General features: G+C 57.3%; 13 protein-coding genes. 4 read left to right on the top strand and 9 right to left on the bottom strand.

Annotated elements, in window-relative coordinates; all coding sequences use genetic code 11:
• Positions 1 to 178: 178 nt before the first annotated feature.
• A complete protein-coding gene (locus N2601_RS28495; RefSeq protein WP_104827719.1) occupies positions 179 to 3394 on the top strand; it encodes a PAS domain S-box protein in 3216 nt (1071 codons plus the stop codon).
• A gap of 188 nt (positions 3395 to 3582) precedes the next feature.
• Here the strand turns inward: N2601_RS28495 and N2601_RS28500 are convergent, their stop codons facing one another.
• Positions 3583 to 3942, bottom strand: coding sequence for an SPW repeat protein (locus N2601_RS28500; protein ID WP_104827720.1), 360 nt, complete (start codon positions 3940 to 3942; stop codon positions 3583 to 3585).
• 358 nt (positions 3943 to 4300) lie between these two features.
• Positions 4301 to 5236, bottom strand: a complete 936-nt coding sequence (locus N2601_RS28505) for a sugar phosphate isomerase/epimerase family protein (protein ID WP_158704614.1) — start codon at positions 5234 to 5236, stop codon at positions 4301 to 4303.
• Positions 5237 to 5432: 196 nt separating this feature from the next.
• Between N2601_RS28505 and N2601_RS28510 the strand changes: the two genes are divergently transcribed.
• Positions 5433 to 6308, top strand: coding sequence for a LysR substrate-binding domain-containing protein (locus tag N2601_RS28510; protein ID WP_260304434.1), 876 nt, complete (start codon positions 5433 to 5435; stop codon positions 6306 to 6308).
• Positions 6309 to 6553: 245 nt separating this feature from the next.
• On the opposite strand, the gene N2601_RS28515 is transcribed toward N2601_RS28510, so the two are convergent.
• From N2601_RS28515 to N2601_RS28525, 3 genes are all read right to left on the bottom strand, one after another.
• Positions 6554 to 7978: an aldehyde dehydrogenase family protein gene (locus N2601_RS28515; protein WP_104827723.1), complete on the bottom strand. Its 1425-nt coding sequence runs from the start codon at positions 7976 to 7978 to the stop codon at positions 6554 to 6556.
• A gap of 348 nt (positions 7979 to 8326) precedes the next feature.
• A complete protein-coding gene (locus N2601_RS28520) occupies positions 8327 to 9268 on the bottom strand; it encodes a choline ABC transporter substrate-binding protein (RefSeq protein WP_104827724.1) in 942 nt (313 codons plus the stop codon).
• Between the two features lie 68 nt (positions 9269 to 9336).
• A complete protein-coding gene (locus N2601_RS28525; RefSeq protein WP_104827725.1) occupies positions 9337 to 11007 on the bottom strand; it encodes a choline dehydrogenase in 1671 nt (556 codons plus the stop codon).
• A 191-nt stretch (positions 11008 to 11198) separates the two neighbouring features.
• Between N2601_RS28525 and N2601_RS28530 the strand changes: the two genes are divergently transcribed.
• On the top strand, positions 11199 to 11798 hold the full coding sequence (locus N2601_RS28530) for a TetR/AcrR family transcriptional regulator (protein WP_158704615.1): 600 nt from the start codon (positions 11199 to 11201) through the stop codon (positions 11796 to 11798).
• Between the two features lie 271 nt (positions 11799 to 12069).
• Here N2601_RS28530 and N2601_RS28535 read toward each other — a convergent pair whose 3' ends face one another.
• From N2601_RS28535 to N2601_RS28545, 3 genes are read right to left on the bottom strand one after another with little or no spacing between them, the layout of a single operon-like run.
• Positions 12070 to 12705 carry an HD domain-containing protein gene (locus N2601_RS28535; RefSeq protein ID WP_104827727.1) on the bottom strand — a complete coding sequence of 212 codons (636 nt, stop codon included), beginning with the start codon at positions 12703 to 12705 and terminating at the stop codon, positions 12070 to 12072.
• 27 nt (positions 12706 to 12732) lie between these two features.
• A complete protein-coding gene (locus N2601_RS28540) occupies positions 12733 to 13104 on the bottom strand; it encodes a Rieske (2Fe-2S) protein (protein ID WP_104827728.1) in 372 nt (123 codons plus the stop codon).
• Entirely contained in the window at positions 13101 to 14186 is a 1086-nt protein-coding gene (locus tag N2601_RS28545; RefSeq protein WP_104827729.1) for an amidohydrolase family protein, read from the bottom strand. The genes N2601_RS28540 and N2601_RS28545 overlap by 4 nt, the downstream gene beginning before the upstream one ends.
• Positions 14187 to 14355: 169 nt before the next feature.
• Between N2601_RS28545 and N2601_RS28550 the strand changes: the two genes are divergently transcribed.
• Positions 14356 to 15240, top strand: coding sequence for a LysR family transcriptional regulator (locus N2601_RS28550; protein ID WP_104827730.1), 885 nt, complete (start codon positions 14356 to 14358; stop codon positions 15238 to 15240).
• A gap of 28 nt (positions 15241 to 15268) precedes the next feature.
• Here the strand turns inward: N2601_RS28550 and N2601_RS28555 are convergent, their stop codons facing one another.
• On the bottom strand, positions 15269 to 16333 hold the full coding sequence (locus N2601_RS28555) for a hybrid-cluster NAD(P)-dependent oxidoreductase (protein WP_104827731.1): 1065 nt from the start codon (positions 16331 to 16333) through the stop codon (positions 15269 to 15271).
• Between the last annotated feature and the right edge of the window lie 287 nt (positions 16334 to 16620).

Genomic DNA, 16620 nt, shown 5'->3' on the forward strand with positions numbered 1-16620 from the left:
CCGTCGACCATCTGCGCGACCGCGTTCCAACCTAAGTCCTCACGACCTGAAGTCGCAAAAATCGTAGACAGTGACTGGAACCAATTGCGACTGAAAAGAGTTTGCCGAGGTTGCACAACCAGGGAGGAATTCTACCGGGCAGGGTCGGTTGACTGCCGCTCGGTGGAAAAATCGAGTTATGAACGCTCCGCTTCCGCAAAACTCATCCAAGAAATCTTATGACTTTTTCCAATATCTGATGGACGGCATTGCCGAACCGGTGATCGTAAAGGATGATCGCTCGCGGTTTGTTTTTGCCAACAGCTCAGGCTGCGCACTTCTGGGTAGAGACTGCGACGAGCTTCTGGGGCATACCGATTATGACTTTTTGCCCAAGGAGGAAGCCGACAGAATTGTATCCCTGGAGCAGGTCGTACTTTCGACCGGCGAGGAACATCATCTGGAGGAGTTGGTGACGACGCCAGATGGCGCCAGACGAACGCTGCTGACCAAAATACGTTGCGTGCGTGTACCAGCGGGGGGAACCGAGGAGAAATTTCTGGTCGCCATCATAGTGGACGTCACGGAATTGCGTCAGGCGGAGGACACCCTTCGATCCAGCGAAGATCACTATCGCTCCCTTGTCGACCTTCATCCGCAAGTTCCCTGGATTGCAGACCCGGCGGGAAACGTTTTAGAGGTGGGTCCTCGCTGGACCGAATTTACGGGATTGAGCGTAGAAGAGACGGTCGGCAGTGGTTGGGGAAAAGCCGTGCATCCGCAGGACGCTGGCCCGCTTGTAGAGCATTGGCACCATTCTCTTTCGAGCGGCGACCCGCTGGATTATGAATACAGGCTATTGTCTCGGACAGGCTCTTATCGGTGGTTTCGAGTTCGAGCCGCCGCCAAGCGCAGTGGCCTTGGCAAGATCGTGCGCTGGTATGGTGTCCTCGAGGATGTCGACGACAGACGGCGCGCCATTGAGGCTTTGCGCGAAAGCGAGGTGCAGTTTCGGACAATCGCTGATAATGCGCCGGTGATGATTTGGATGGCGGATCCATCGGGCGACACAAGTTTCTTCAATTGCCTCTGGCTAGAGACCACCGGCCAAACTGAGTCCGAGGCGCTTGGCTTTGGTTGGGTGGATGTTATCCATCCCGAAGATCTGGAGAAAGTGCAGAAGGCTTTTTTCAGCGCAAAGGCGGGCAGAGCATCGGTACGCTGCGAATACCGTTTGCGGCGAGCTGATGGGAGCTGGGCATGGGTGATTGATGTCGGCCATCCCCGCTTTTCTGCCGATGGAACTTTTTTGGGGTATGTCGGATCAGTTCTCGACATTACGGAGCGCCGAGCCGCGGAGATCGCCCAAGAAGAATCGGAAGCCTTCATCCGGAGCATATTTGACAGCAGCGCCGATTGCGTGCGCGTGCTCGACCTCGAGGGGCGACCGCTACTTATGAACATGGCAGGTCGGAAGATATTCGGTCTTACTGAAGAGGCACCGCTGTCGAAAACTACATGGGATGTCATCGGCAAAGCCTCAGACACAGAAAAGGTGAAGACCGGTTGGGACAAAGTCAGATCGGGGGAAACGGCCCGTTTCGAGATCGCCATTCGAGATGCCGATGACAGGGAAAGATGCATGGATGTGATCGCAGCACCGGTTATGGGGCGCGAAGGAAAACCGGTGCGAATGCTTTCGATCTGGCGCGACGTCACTGAAGCGAAGCGCGCCAGCGAGGAAATCAGCCGCGCGCAAAAACGGGCAGAAGCTGCGGCCCAACAGCTTTCCTCGGTTCTCGAGAGCACTATGGACAGCGTCATGCTCCTCGATCCCGAATGGCGTATCCGGTATTTGAATGAAAATGCCAAAAGACTTTTGCGAATTGGGGACGAGTCGCTTGGAAAAGTCTTTTGGACACTGTTCCCGAAAGAAAGGAAAGGAACTTTTGCTAAGCATTGTCAGGAGGTGATGAGCCGACGCTCGCGCTCCTTCTTCGAGGACTACTTAACGTCACTCGATCGGTGGATCGAGGCAAGTGCTTCTCCTACTCAAGACGGTATTTCCATTTTCTGCCGAGACACAACCGAGCGCCGTCGGGCGGAGGAGGACAAGCTCCTCGCCCAGAAACAGATGGCTCACATGGCAAAGCACGACATGCTGACCGGGCTTGCGAACCGGGTGTTCTTCCGCGAAAGCTTCGATCGCGTCTTGAATGAAAGACGTGCAAATCAATGTGTGGCAGTACTGTGCGTGGATCTCGATGGCTTCAAGGCAATCAATGACACGCTTGGACATCCGGCCGGCGATTCATTACTGCGGCAGGTATCCGCCCGGTTGGTTCAGAGCGTGAGGGCCACAGACATCGTTGCGCGACTGGGGGGTGACGAATTCGCCATCATACTCCCGGCTGCAACGGATGAAGATGGGGCTTGCCATCTCGCTCAACGAATAATCGAATTGCTATACGAGCCCTTTACCATAGAAGGGGTCAGCGCGACTGTTGGAGCGAGCGTCGGAATTGCTTTTGCACCCGACGACGGGGCGACCGCGAATGAATTAATGAAAGCGGCGGATATCGCCCTCTATAGCGCGAAGTCGAGCGGTCGTGGCACTTACAGACGCTTCAATGTGGCGATGCATGCTCAACTGCAAGCGCACCAGCAGATTAAGATTGCGCTCCGAGGTGCGCTGGAGAGGAACGAATTCGAACTGCATTACCAGCCGCTTGTTAGCTTACGATCGCGCCGCGTAACAGGCTGCGAAGCGCTTTTGCGGTGGCGCAGTCCGGAAAGAGGCATGATTGCGCCGTCGGAGTTCATTCCCATTGCCGAAGAAACCGGGCTGATCGTGCCGATGGGCGAGTGGATTCTCGCTCAAGCCTGCCGGCAGGCCGCTCAATGGCCCGAGCATGTCAGCATAGCCGTCAACCTATCGCCGGTCCAATTCAAGCATCGGAACCTCGTCAAGGCAGTGGCCGGTGCCCTATCCGCTTCCGGCCTCGCTCCCGCTCGTTTGCAAGTGGAGATAACGGAATCGGTCCTGTTGGACGAGAGCGAACACAATCTCCATCTGCTCCAGGAGCTGCGTAGCCTTGGAGTGAAAATCGCTATGGACGATTTCGGAACAGGCTATTCGTCGCTCGGCTATCTTAGAAGCTTTCCCTTCGACAAGATCAAGGTGGATCAAGCCTTCGTTCGCGACCTACCGCATGGAAAGGAATCGCTTGCGATCGTCAGAGCCGTCGCAGGCCTCGGTGAGAGTTTGGGCATAACGACAACCATCGAGGGCATTGAGACAGAAGATCAACTGGCCATCGTCAATGCGGAAGGATTCCATGAGGTTCAGGGCTATATCTTTTCTCGGCCTCTGCCGGCATCCGAGGTCTCCAAACTGATCGACGGCCAATTGTGATCGGGGTAGGTCTGGCAGCCGGAGCCAAAAAAATGCACGACAAGCCCGAGAATCGGACCTTGCGGCCCGCCGATTCGAGCAGTTCACTCTCGGTCGTTGGGCTGCCGAGGAGCAGTTCGAAATCTTGGTTGCCTTGATCCTGCACAACACGCCGCTGCGGCGGTCATTTGACGCAAGGCGGTCGTAATCTAAGCATGGGCGTGTGGATGATGAACGTCCCAGACCGCCCACAGCGATACAGCGAAGATAAGCACGCCAAGAACGACATCTGTCCACATTGCACTCACGTTCGTGGCAAAACCCAGCAACCAGGGCGATGCGATAGACCACAGACCCAGCGCCATATTTGCCCATTCCTCCCATTCGGCGAATACCGAAAGTGCTGCGGTCGCCAGCACGCCAAGCATGACGGCAACAATCCAAGCGTTCCAGCTTGGCATTGCCTCACTTGTGAAGCCAAAGACCCACGGAGAAACGAACAGACATACCGCCAGGACTAAATTTGCCCAATCCTGCGTCCGTTTTCCTTTCATCAGAGCGATTGCCATGACAATCTCCTCCTTCTACTACCACGAAGCCGCGCCACGACTTCTTCTCCCGCAATTTTACACCTGATATACAAGTAATTTCAACGGGAATTAATTCGGGATAGCACGGCCAATACTTCCATCGTCACATTTGAAATTTCAGCTGTTGGATTGAATAAAGTACTTAGTGCCTATAATGCATCTGACCGCGCTGGCGCTGATGTCGCTGCTAGCCATCACGTTAGCGGTCCGGTGCGTCGTTTCGCTGGGCCGGTCTTCAGCGTCAGCGCCGGCAGCCTTGGACTTGCAAGTTTGCCGCATAAAGATCCTCGCCATTGAAAAGCATGATCGGCTGAATTGCTCATCTGATCCTCCCGCCTCACGTCACGATCAGCTTGGAGAGGGTGTTGTAGCCGAGCCGCAGGCCAGCACGCTCCTGGCTGTAATTGCTGACCACGTCGGCCTCCGATCTGATCGAGTGGATCGTCTGCATGCTCGCGAAGACGTCATCCTCGTGCTCGATATCGAGATTGCCCTGGTAGCCCGAGATGATGACGGCGCTGATGAATTTCGGCCAGTCGACTTCGCCCCAGCCCGGCGCGCGCGCCCGCCACCACCGGCGATCGAGGCCCTTTTTCGGTGCGAACGAGCGCCCGAGGATCCCGCTCCGGGCAAGAATCTTCCGGTCGATCTCCATGTCCTTGGCGTGAACATGGAATACCTTGCTCGCATAGTCCTTGATCGCCTGGCAGTAATCGATGCCCTGCCAGACGAGATGCGACGGGTCGAATTCGAGGCCGAGGCGATCGGAGGGAACGACGTCGAAGATCACGTCCCAGATTTCCGGGCTGTAGGCGATGTTGTTGCCCCTCATCGTCACGACGTTGATCATCGGGCAATTTTCGAGGGCGATCTTCACGTTCGATTTTTCGGCGAGATCGCAATAGCGGGAGAAAAGCTCCTTAAAAGCGGGGATGTTCTCCTCGACATTGAGCCGCGGGTCCTGGCCGGCAAAGGTCGCCACCACCTCGACGTCGAGACGAGAGGCGAGGTCCATGACCTTGGGCAGATAGGCTTGCGCCGCCTCGCGTTCATGATCGTCGGGATGCTGGTAGTTGGGATAATATCCGAGAGCCGAGATCTGGATGTTCTTGCTGTCGAGATCCTTGCGGATTTCCGCGAGCTGGGCGTCGGTTGTTGTGTTGGCGTCAAGGGCCGAACCCGGCCAGGCGGAGAGCTGCAGACTGGTGAAGCCGACCTCATGGGCGAACTCGGCAGTTTCCTTGGAATAGTTCGTGTAAAAACCGATTCTCACGGGAGTTGATCCTCTGGTTTGATGTCTTGGTGGAAAGCGAAAACGCTGCAGCTGTTTCCATGTGAAAGACCATCGCGCCGAACGTGAGTCCCGAGGAGGTGCAAAAAATGCTAACCAAAATGCATGAAATGCACCACACTGCGAAAAATGCATATGATATTTTTCGTCACCGCCTCCTTACAAAACCGTGGGTTCGATGCCTCGTAATTTGCCGCCGCTCACCGCCTTGAGGGCCTTCGACGCCGTCGCCCGACTCGGCAGTCTCCGCTCGGCCGCAGAAGATCTGTCGATCCACCACACTGTGGTCGGACGGCATGTCCGCAAACTCGAGAATTGGCTTGGAGTCAAACTGCTCGACAGCAACTTTGCGGAGACGCGTTTGACCGGCGCCGGAAAAGAGTATCACGAGCGTATCGCAGTGGCTTTCGATCACATCGACGACGCGACGTTCATGCTTCGCCCGTTGGGTCACCAGCAACTGAAGCTGTGGTGCGGGCCGGGCCTCAACAAGTCGTGGCTAATGCCGCGAATTGAGGAGATCAACAGAGCCGCCCGGGTCAATGTCGTGCTCTTGCGGGCAACCGATCATCTTCCGGATTTCCGGCGCTTCGAAGCGGACGTAGCCGTCCATTACGGGCGGGAGTACATTGCCTACAGCAACTCCCTCGAATTATACCGGCCAAGGCATATCGCCGTCGCAAGCCGTGACTTCTTGGAACGCTATCCAGCGAATGAACCGCGTGATCTGCTCTCGGCTCCTCTGCTTCACGAGCAGACCACTGACGCATGGGTGAGATGGCTCCACGCCAACGGCGTCAAGGCTCCTGCCACACTCAGCGGCCAGAAACTGGGCTACGCGCATATCGTCATCGAAGCCGCGGCGATCGGCCAGGGCGTGGCGCTTGCCAACGAAATCCTGGTCGCGCCCGAAATCGCGCAAGGCCGGCTGGTGGAAGCGGTAGCAACGGAAACCTACCTGGATTCCTATTATTTCTATGCCTCCAAGAGCCGCTGGAACGAGCCTGCCATCGCCCGCCTTCGCCAGTACCTCGTCGATAATCTCGGCGCTTGACGGGCCGCGACGCCTCATCGATCTGATGCCTTTGGCACTCCGCCGGGCGCGCAGGCGCTCCCGATGGATCCGGTCGGCTCGACGACGCTGATGGCCAGCAGGCCGTCCTCGCAGATCGTCGTATTCGCAGGGCGGATGCCACAGGAGACTGCGTCCGTCTCGGCGCGGCATCTACTGCGGTCACGATGTTCGTGCAGATGCGCGAGGAAATGTTTCTGACGAACGCCCGCCGGACGGGCTCCTAGCTAGGCACCGTAGCCCACAATTCCCTTTAGTTCGCAAAAGTCGTGGATAGCCCAGTCTGCATACTCTCTGCCGTTCCCCGACTGCTTGTAGCCGCCGAATGGCACCTGCAAGTCCCACGACGGGTAGTTGATCTGCACCTGCCCTGCCCGAAGCCTGCGCGCGACAGACCTTGCGCACCCCGGACTGCCCTGCACGTATGCTGCGAGACCATAGACGGTGTCGTTTGCGATTCGGACCGCGTCATCCACATCGCGATACGGAATTATGCACAAGACCGGCCCGAAGATCTCCTCTCGTTCAATCGCCATCCCGGGACGGACGTTGCCGAAGACAGTCGGCTTGACAAAATATCCGCGACTAAGTCCCTTCGGACTCTCCGTTCCTCCGGCAGCCAGAGTTGCGCCCTCATCTATGCCAATCCGGATCAGCCCCTTGACCTTTTCGAACTGCAATTTACTGACAAGCGGCCCCATTTCTACACCTGGATCTTTAGGATCTCCGACGATTATCGAATTCGCAATATGCGCAGCAATCGCCAATGCTTCATCATGGCGGTCTGCCGGCACCAGCATGCGAGTGGGTGCATCACACGACTGACCAGTATTGCTAAAACAGGATCTAGTGCCCTCAGCCACCGCTACAGCCAAGTCGGCGTCGGGCAAGACAATGTTGGCGGACTTGCCACCCAATTCCTGCGCCACCCTCTTTACAGTCTCGGCGGCCGTTTTTGCCACAATAATGCCTGCGCGGGTGGAACCGGTGAAGGACACCATATCAACATCAGGATGGCCTGACATAACTTGGCCAACATCAGGGCCATTGCCATTCACGAGGTTGAACACGCCTTTCGGGACGCCGGCGGCATGCATGACCTCGGCGAAAATCAATCCGCTGATTGGAGCGATCTCGCTGGGCTTGAGCACGACAGTACACCCCGCAGCCAGCGCCGGAGCGACTTTACAGACGATCTGGTTAAGCGGCCAGTTCCAAGGCGTGATCAACGCACATACGCCGATCGGCTCCCTTAGAACCATGCTCGAGCCGCGCCTCTCCTCAAAATGAAACTGCTCAAGCGCTTTGATTGTTGCGATCAGGTGTTGTTGCCCCGCCCATGTCTGAGCGCTTCGCGACCACGTGATCGGCGCTCCCAACTCGTTGGTAACAGCTTGCGCGATATCTTCGTACCGTTCATCGTAGGCGGCTAGAACCCTCTTAAGAAGATCAATACGCTCGTCTCGTGTGGTCAGCGAAAATGATCGAAACGCGGCTTTTGCGGCCGCCACGGCGCGATATACATCGGCCTTGCTGCCAAGGGATATTTGCGACCATGCGGTTTCCGTCGCTGGGTTGATCACGTCTGATGGACTTGGAATTTCTGGGTCAATCCAGGCGCCATCGATGTAAAATTTGTGATAGTCGATCATCAATAGTCCTCATGTCTCATACAGCCGGGTCGTAAAGGCTTTCACTGCGAGAATAGTCTTCAACTGCAGAGCCTTTCTGACGTTCATCTCGCTTATTTGTAATGTGCCGAGTTCCAGCGGTAGCGTCCGCCTGCAGCCCGGACAGTGGATTTGTCAGCCGCACCCTCAACCTAGCGCAAACTTTTATCAACGAGCGCCTTCGCTTTCGACGCAGCCCTATCCGCACGCCAACGAGACGAAGTGGAATGCACCGGCCACCTGCCCGGCCAGCTCTAGCGGCGAGAGCGCATGAGCGCCGCAGCTCGCCGGGGCACATGACGTGCCGAGCCCGGCGAGCATAAATCGCCTTCAGCTCTTCACAGCTCTCTCAACGGCATCCAGCGCGGGCTTGCCTTCGAATGTCGTCACGCCCTCGAGCCACGGCTTCACGACTTCCGGGTGCGCCTTTAGCCAGGCGCCGGCGGCTTCCTTGGGGTCCGCACCTTGGTTGAGGATGGCGCCCATGATCTCGTTCTCCATCGTAAGAGAGAACTTTAGATTCTGCAGAAAGCGGCTTGCATTGGGGCATTCCGCCATGAAACCCGAACGAATGTTGGTGTAAACTGTCGCGCCACCATAGTTCGGGCCGAAGGTCGCATCACCACCTGTAAGGTAGGCCATGTCGTATTTCGTGTTCATCGGATGCGGCTCCCATCCGAGGAAGACGATCCATCCGCCCTGTTTAGTCTGGCGATCGACTTGGGCGAGCATGCCTTGCTCCGAGGATTCGATCAGTTCCCACCCCTTGAGGCCGAACTCGTTCTTTTCGATCATAGACTGGATCATGTTATTGCCGGTGCTTCCCGCCTCAATGCCATAAATCTTGCGATCGAACTTGTCTGAGAAGTTTTGGAGGTCGGCAAAGTCCTTCACTCCGGCGTTAAATGCAGCCTTCGGAACCGCGAGCGTATATTTCGCGCCCTCGAGGTTAGGGCCAACAACGAAGATGGACTTGTCCTCGATGTAGGGCTTGCGATCCTGCACCATCGCGGGCTCCCAGTCACCGAGATAAACGTCGATCTCCTTGTTCTTCAGGCTGGCGTAGGTCACCGGAATTGAAAGCATGAGGCTTTTCGGCTGATAGCCGAGGGCCTCCAGGATGATCGACGAGATCGATGTCGTCGAGGTAATGTCCGTCCAGCCGACGTCGGAAAAGCGCACCTGTTTGCAGCTCTCCGGCTCGGCGGCCTGGGATATGGAAGGCACGATGGAAAGCAGGCTGACGCCCGCGGCTATTAGATATTTCAGCATTTCAGTTCCCTCTTTGTTGAGCTTAGGCATGCCCAGCGACGGGTAGCCGCGTCCGAGACCTCGTGGCTTCAGGCGACGTGCTTCTCGTCGAAGAAGAAGAGCGGACGTTCGGGCTTGAGGGCCGGATTCCCGCGGATGCTGTCGGCGGCCTTTTCGGCCATCATGATCACTGTGGCGTTAAGATTCGAGCTGATCACGTTCGGCATCGCCGATGCGTCCACGACCCGAAGTCCGTCCACACCCCTGACCTTGAGATCGGTGTCGACCACAGCGAGATCGTCGGTTCCCATCCGGCACGAGCAGCTAGGATGGAATTCCGTCTCACTCACGCTTTGGACGAAACGCAAAATGTCCTGCCGGGTATTCGCGGATGGGCCGGGACGCAGCTCTTTGCCAAGAAATTCACGGAACACGGGTTGGTTGACGATATGGCGTGCCATCAATACGCCGTCGACGAGCTCCCGCTTATCCTTTTCAGTCTGCAGGAAATTGAAGACGATGCGTGGGTGCCTTGACGGATCGGTGCCTGCAAGTTCGATATGACCGCGCGCGTCCTGCCTGAGCTGGCTCACATGCATCTGGAAACCCTGCTCGAGCCGGATTGCATTGTCGACATATCGCATGGCCACGGGCGCGAAATGGTATTGTATGTTCGGAGCAGGCAGGCCGCCCTCCGTACGCACGAGCCCACCAGCCTCCCAGATGTTTGAAGCAACCGGGCCGCTTCTGTTGAGAAGCCAACGCGCACCGACGAACGCCTTGATGAGCGGATTGGCGAGGTGCTTCAGAGTGACAGCCTTGGGGCAGCTCCATTGCATCACCAAATCGATGTGGTCCTGGAGATTCTGGCCGACGCCGGGGACGTCGGCATGAACTTCGATGCCTGTGCGTCGAAGGGAATCAGCTGGACCAACGCCAGACAGCATGAGCAATTGCGGAGAGTTGATCGCTCCCCCGCTCAGGACGATCTCACGGTCCGCGCGGACAACGTACTGCCCACCGCCGTGGCGGACGACGATCGATCTCGCGCGCCCGGCTTCGATGACGACTTTCTCGACCAGCGCTTCGGTGACGATCGTCAGGTTCGGCCGCGTGGCTGCGGGATGGAGGTAGGCGACCGCAGCGGAGCAGCGGCGGCCGTTCCATTTCGTGCTGTCGTAGTGGCCCAGCCCTTCCGGCTTGTAGCCATTGAGGTCATCGGAGGTCCCGATACCGGCCTCGTCCCCAGCAGCAACGAACGCATCGTACAATATGCTGGCCGAGGAGCCCTTGCTGACGCCGAGTGGACCGGAGCCCCCGTGCCATGGATTCTCTCCGCGTTCGTTGCGTTCGGCCTTCTTGAAATAGGGGAGACAGTGGGCATAATCCCATTCTGGCAAACCGAACTCGCTCGCCCAGCGATCATAGTCGGACGGATGCCCCCTCAGATAGACCATTGAGTTGATTGACGAACTGCCACCGAGGACCTTGCCGCGCGGAACCGGGATTTCCCGGCCGTCCATCTCGGCTTCTGGCGCGCTCGCGTAGTTCCAGTTGAGCTTAGGGTCGTTCCAGACCTTGTAGACTCCGGCAGGCATGTGGATGAAAAGGTTACGGTCTCGAACGCCCGCTTCAAGCACCAAGACTTTAACGTTTGCATCGTCCGACAGGCGATTGGCGATCACGCAACCTGCGGAACCGGCGCCCACAACGATATAGTCGTAGGACTGCCGCCGCGGATGTTTCGAAGCGTTCGACATGTCATCACTCCGCGAAACCATTTCGTTGTCAGCCATGATAACAATCGTTATGTTGAAAGATAACAATTGTTATTTATATGCATAACAGTCGTTATGCATATGGTCAACTGGCAAACTGAATGATTATCGCTTTGCCTGCGGACGGCCGGGAAGTTATGCAGGGATCAGCAACAGAAACATTCGAGCAAGCCATGCTTCAGAAAAAGACGAACGCAAAGCCGCAGGACGGCGATCCGATAAAGCGGATTGTCGATGCCGTATGTGAAGTCATCGCCGACGAAGGCGTCGCGAATGTGAGCATGCGCAAGGTCGCGGACAAAGCCGGCGCGACGATCGGTTTGATCACCCATCACTTCCCCAATCGCGCAGCGATGGTACAGGCGGCCGTCGAGCATGCCTGGGATATGGCCAAGAAGGAAATTCGCTGGCCGACGACATTGGATCGCAACGAGATCACGGCTTCGCTCGAAGCCTTCCTTCCCCTCGACCCCTCGCGGCGTCGGCAGTTGTCTGTCTGGTTGGCTTTCTGGGCGCTCACACAAACTTCGCCGGAACTTCAGACCATTCACCGCAACATCCATACCTTCATGAGAGACAAGCATGTGAAGTGGATACGGCTACTTGGCCACTCGCTCAAAGACGCCCGCAGGATCGCCGACGCTTTGCTGGTACAGTGCGACGGCATTCTCGTTTATGCACTGCTGGATGAGAAATACTGGACGCCGGAACACCAACGCCTGATCGTTGCCGAGGCGGTCGATAAAGTGTTGAGCAGAACGGGATCATCCTAGTAACAAAAAACTCAAAGACGACCCAACCTCCTTGCGCCCGCGTCAGCAAGGCTGCGGGCTCAGGTTCGGATTTTGAAGCCAGAACGCCGTGTCACGGTTGTCTATGCGTAGACGTAGAGGGCAATGAAGAGCAGGTGGCCGTGATGAATGGCACCATGGCGGTCTCAACCGGCACTGGTCATGAACACGGGCAGACCTTGCCGGGCAGAAGACGGCTAATCCGAACAACAGGAGATCGTTCCGTCCGCCACTGGGGGCGGACGGAACGCGGTCAAGCGGCCTGGCTAGCGTGTTTCCTCGCCTGCGCGGTGCGAGGGTCGCAAAGAGGTTCACGGACGCCGACACGCAGGACGGCGGGATCGTAGCTCCTTCTCGCGAAAACCTCGTGGACCAACGACGCAAAGAACTCCAGAGGCAGCGTCTCGAAATCAGGATCGAAACTCGACTGGTCCCATTTTTCGCAAAAGTCCGCGCAATCGCCGAAATATTGATTGTCACGGTAAGAGTCTCGCTTGTTCGGGTTGGCCCCTACATGCTCCCCATAGTACAGGAGCTGGAAGTCCCCGTGCTTCTCGACGACCCAAGCGCACTGCTCCCTCACGAAGGGCCTGAGGATCGCCGCGGCATATTCGTCATGATTGTACGGTGCGAAAATGTCGCCGATATCATGTAGCAATGCGGACACGACCCAATCGATGTCGGCCCCATCCTTCCACGCTCGGGTTGCCGCCTGCAGCGAATGGCCCAAGCGGGTGATCTTGTACCCCGACAAAGACTTGTCGAGATCGGTCATTGCGGAGAGCAGCCGATCGGCGGTCCCGGCTGCGTACTCGACTTCGTGTTCGGTGAGAAAGGCGTAATCTTCGGCGTCGCCGTCCTTCATTTGGGTGAACTTGACTGTTTCCATTTGCAATCTCCTTGGCTGGATACCGCGTCAGCGGGCCAGCTCTATGTAAATCTCATCTTCCTCGACGTGGACGGGGAACGTCCGGGCACGCAGTTTCTCGTCGACTAGACATGTGCCCGACTTGATGTCGAACTCCCATCCGTGCCACGCGCAGCGGATGATCTGGCCGGCTCGGTCGTAGACGAACTCCATCCGGTCGGTCGACTTGGCCGTCCCGCAAACCGGACCCTCGCACAGCTGACCCGCGCGGTGCGGACAGACGTTCAGCATCGCGGCGTAGCCGTCTTCGATTTCGAAGATTCCGATGCTCAATTGTCCAACCTTGACGATCTTGGGACTTGACGGGCCGACATCCTCGATCCTGCAGGCGAATGCTCTGTTGGTCGCGCCGGACATCATGCGGCCCTCCCGAGGGAGTCCGGAGCTTTGATGCGCTTGTAGACTTCGAGCGCGTTCAGGCCGAGTATCTTCTCGCGCCAGGCGGGAGGAATGTGCAGGTTGGTCGGCGCGTCGAAATCCCAATGCGGGTAATCGGATGCGAAGAGTAGCGTGTTCTGGCCGTCCATCTGCTCCAGCGTGTCCCATAGCTGCTTCACATTGGCGGGCTGCTCGAGCGGCTGCGTGCTGAATCGGATGTTCCGGCGACAGTATTCCGACGGGAGCATCTTAAGCCATGGCGTCTCCTTCCTGAGCGCCTTGAAATTGGCATCGAGCCTCCACATCAGCGAGGGCACCCAACAGACGCCGCATTCGATGACGATGAAGTATAGATCGGGATATTTCTCGAAGACGCCATTGGAGATCATGCTCGCGACGTGAGTCATCGCCGGCTGGCTGAGCAGTGCGTGGGTCTCCCAGTAAAAGGAGGTCGGGCCGCTCGCGATGGCGTTGTGATTGACGCCGCCCTGTCCTCCGAGGTGAATGGCGAAGGGCAGGCCCATCTCGACGCAGGCCTCGAAGATTGGGTGGTAGAACGGATCGCCGTACGGACGTTGCGACCCATGGCTCGCAAGCACCTGCACGATATCGGGGTGATGGCCCACACGGCGGATTTCCGTGGCTGCACCGTGCGGATCGGTCGGCGATATGACGATCGACCCCTTGAACCTGGAGTCCTTAGGAAGCCACCAGTCGATCATGTAATCGTTGTAGGCTTTCACAAGGGCGTTCGCGTAGTGGGCGTTGGCGAGGGTCGACGCCTCTAGCGGCTCGTCGGATGTCAGGATGGCGACATCAATCCCGTAATGGTCGAGGTGTTTTTCCTTCATGACCAAGTAGTTGTCTTCTTCGGACTCCGGCTTGATGTCATGCCGCGAGAAGCCCTCGGGGTGCAGCCATGGCCGATGTCCGTGCGGGAAGCTTCCCGTCGGCCCCGGCTTCTCACCGCGGACCAGGAAATCTTGCCAATACGGTTCGAGATACGGCAAAAGCACTTCGGCCGTGGACCAATAATTGTGAACGTCTGTGTCTACTATGAACATCCAGTGCACCTCCAGAGGATCGCTTCAGCAACCCATTGAGGATGCATGGTTCCCTCAGCCGCGGCTACGCGCCTTGGGGGGCGACTTTAATCGAAAAAGTCGATGACGGATTGCCTATCCGCCGATGTCCGGCACAAAGTGGCAAGGCTGACGAACACTTGAGGATGACATGCAGATCGAACTGCTCGACACGTTTCTGGATTTGATTGAAACGCGCAGCTTCAACAAGACTGCCGATAGGCTCGGCATTACCCAGTCGACGGTGTCGAGCCGGATACGAGCCCTCGAGGGACTGCTCGAGAAGCAGCTGTTCATCCGAAACAAAAGCGGCACCGAACCGACCGCGGCTGGTATCCGCTTCGAAGCGCACGCCAAGGCCGTCAAGCTGCGTTGGCTTGACGCTCGACGGGAAATCCAGGCGGTGGGTAAGTTCGATCGCCTGATCCGCATCGGTATTCACGCCGAGATTTTCGAGGATCTCCTAACCAAATGGCTGGACTGGGCGCAGACTGCGATGCCGAAGTTAGCCATATATATCGAGATCGATTATTCCAACCAAATGATCCTGGACCTTACGACGGGAAGCCTGGACCTGGCGGTGCTTTACTCTCCTCAGCATTTTCCAGACATGCATTATGAGCAAGTGGCGGAGGAACGATTCCTCATGGTGAGTACGCGCCGAGTCTCTCTCGCCGACGTCAAAGCTTCCGACTACATTAGAGCGAACTATTCTCCGGTGTTCGACCAAGCACATCGGCAGATGCTGCCTGAACTCGACTCAAGTCGCGTTTCCATAGGCCACGGCAGCGCCCTCACAACGCTGCTGAGAAGTCGCGGCGGCACTGCGTTCGTGACCGCTTCAGTGGCCTCGAAACTGCAGAAAGAGGGCGTCGTTGAACTCGTATCGGACGCGCCCATAATCTCCCATCCCATCTATTCTGCTGTCCACGTGCGGAATTGTCATTCGCACACTCACCTCAAGTTGCTGAAGGCATTGAAGATCCTCGCGGCAGGCTCCCCGGCCGGCGACGGCCAACTCGCTGCAACGAAGTAAACGCTCTAAATGCGGAGGGTTCCCGCGATCACGCTTCGATCGAAACCGCGCCGATCGGCCGACTGCAACAGGCCAGGGCGTACCCCTCGGCCTTCTCCTGTTCCGTAATGCCCCCGAGGTCGTCCATCCTCACTTTACCTTCCGTCACGCGGACGCGGCAGCTACCGCAGACGCCCTGCCGACAAGAGCTATTAATCCAGACCCCCGCGTTCATCGCCGTCTCCAGCAGTGTTTCACCCGCCGCGCAGTCGAGGGTGGCACCTGTTAGGGTAAAATTGACCTGCCCGCCCTGCTTGTCGTTTTCGGGAATCGCGATCCTTTCACCGAAGCTTTCCTGGTTGATGGCTACGACATCAAGCTCGGAAAAGATGGAGCGCGCCGCCCGCATGAAGCCTTCAGGACCGCACATGAAGACTTCCCGCCCGCGGAGGTCGGGAACGAGTGAGCGGAGGAGCGCGGCGCTAATTTCTCCTGTTGAGCCGGAAAAGGAGTCATCGTTCAGATCGTCGCCGACGACGAGGTGCATGCTGACGTTCTTGAACCGTCGGGAGATGAAATCGAGCTGATCCCGGAAGATGACGTCGTGCGGAGTTCGCGCAAAGTGGACAAACGCGATGTCCATCGGATCAGCCGTGTCGTTGAGGAACTGTAGCATGGACATGACTGGAGTGATCCCGGAGCCGCCCGACAGAAAGAGTGGCCTTTCAAACGGGCGGTCGACGATATTGAAATCACCCGCGATATCCATGATATCCAACCTCATTCCGGGACAGGCGTGATCGTTCAGCCAATTCGAGACCAGGCCGCCCGGCACTCTCTTCACCGTGATCGAGACATTGTGTGGCCGCGTCGGGGCAGAGGAGACGGAGTAAGCTCGGTAATGGGCTTTCCCCTCGATCTCGAACCTGCACAAAGCATACTGGCCGGGTTTGAAGTCGAAGGCGCGGTTCAAAGCGTCTTCGAAGACGAAGGTTTTTGCATCATGGGTTTCGGTGATCACTGCTTTGCATATCAGGTTCGCCGGACCGCCCTGGTATCGAGGCTGCTTATTGGCGGTGAAAACATCATACCGGAATGGCGATTTCGTGAGCATCAGACATTCTCCCTGTCGATGTCTCCATCTATATCAAACCCTCTCCAGCCCGGTTATTCCGCGGGAGGGCTGTGTAGATCGCGAAATCCGATCACACCAATATGCCGAGTCAATCTCGTGCGTCGTTTCCTGGAATATCAAGGCCGTTGCATTGCCTTCCGGGCCGATTGCTGGCGTGCGGCAAACGCAGCCCTACGAGTAGATGGTAGGGGTCCTATTGGCGATTATCACCGGCGAGATGAGAGTTCTAATGTTGCCCTGGCGGGAGAGCTGGTCATTCGCCGGAC

Source organism: Rhizobium sp. CB3060 (genome assembly GCF_025200735.1).
Taxonomy (GTDB): domain Bacteria; phylum Pseudomonadota; class Alphaproteobacteria; order Rhizobiales; family Rhizobiaceae; genus Rhizobium.

What these genes read in the sequence shown, in the direction of transcription:
- N2601_RS28495 (WP_104827719.1), top strand. Translation starts at nt 179, where the DNA reads ATGAACGCTCCGCTTCCGCAAAACTCATCCAAGAAATCTTATGACTTT.
- N2601_RS28500 (WP_104827720.1), bottom strand. Translation starts at nt 3,942, where the DNA reads ATGGCAATCGCTCTGATGAAAGGAAAACGGACGCAGGATTGGGCAAAT.
- N2601_RS28510 (WP_260304434.1), top strand. Translation starts at nt 5,433, where the DNA reads ATGCCTCGTAATTTGCCGCCGCTCACCGCCTTGAGGGCCTTCGACGCC.
- N2601_RS28515 (WP_104827723.1), bottom strand. Translation starts at nt 7,978, where the DNA reads ATGATCGACTATCACAAATTTTACATCGATGGCGCCTGGATTGACCCA.
- N2601_RS28520 (WP_104827724.1), bottom strand. Translation starts at nt 9,268, where the DNA reads ATGCTGAAATATCTAATAGCCGCGGGCGTCAGCCTGCTTTCCATCGTG.
- N2601_RS28525 (WP_104827725.1), bottom strand. Translation starts at nt 11,007, where the DNA reads ATGTCGAACGCTTCGAAACATCCGCGGCGGCAGTCCTACGACTATATC.
- N2601_RS28530 (WP_158704615.1), top strand. Translation starts at nt 11,199, where the DNA reads ATGCTTCAGAAAAAGACGAACGCAAAGCCGCAGGACGGCGATCCGATA.
- N2601_RS28535 (WP_104827727.1), bottom strand. Translation starts at nt 12,705, where the DNA reads ATGGAAACAGTCAAGTTCACCCAAATGAAGGACGGCGACGCCGAAGAT.
- N2601_RS28540 (WP_104827728.1), bottom strand. Translation starts at nt 13,104, where the DNA reads ATGATGTCCGGCGCGACCAACAGAGCATTCGCCTGCAGGATCGAGGAT.
- N2601_RS28545 (WP_104827729.1), bottom strand. Translation starts at nt 14,186, where the DNA reads ATGTTCATAGTAGACACAGACGTTCACAATTATTGGTCCACGGCCGAA.
- N2601_RS28550 (WP_104827730.1), top strand. Translation starts at nt 14,356, where the DNA reads ATGCAGATCGAACTGCTCGACACGTTTCTGGATTTGATTGAAACGCGC.
- N2601_RS28555 (WP_104827731.1), bottom strand. Translation starts at nt 16,333, where the DNA reads ATGCTCACGAAATCGCCATTCCGGTATGATGTTTTCACCGCCAATAAG.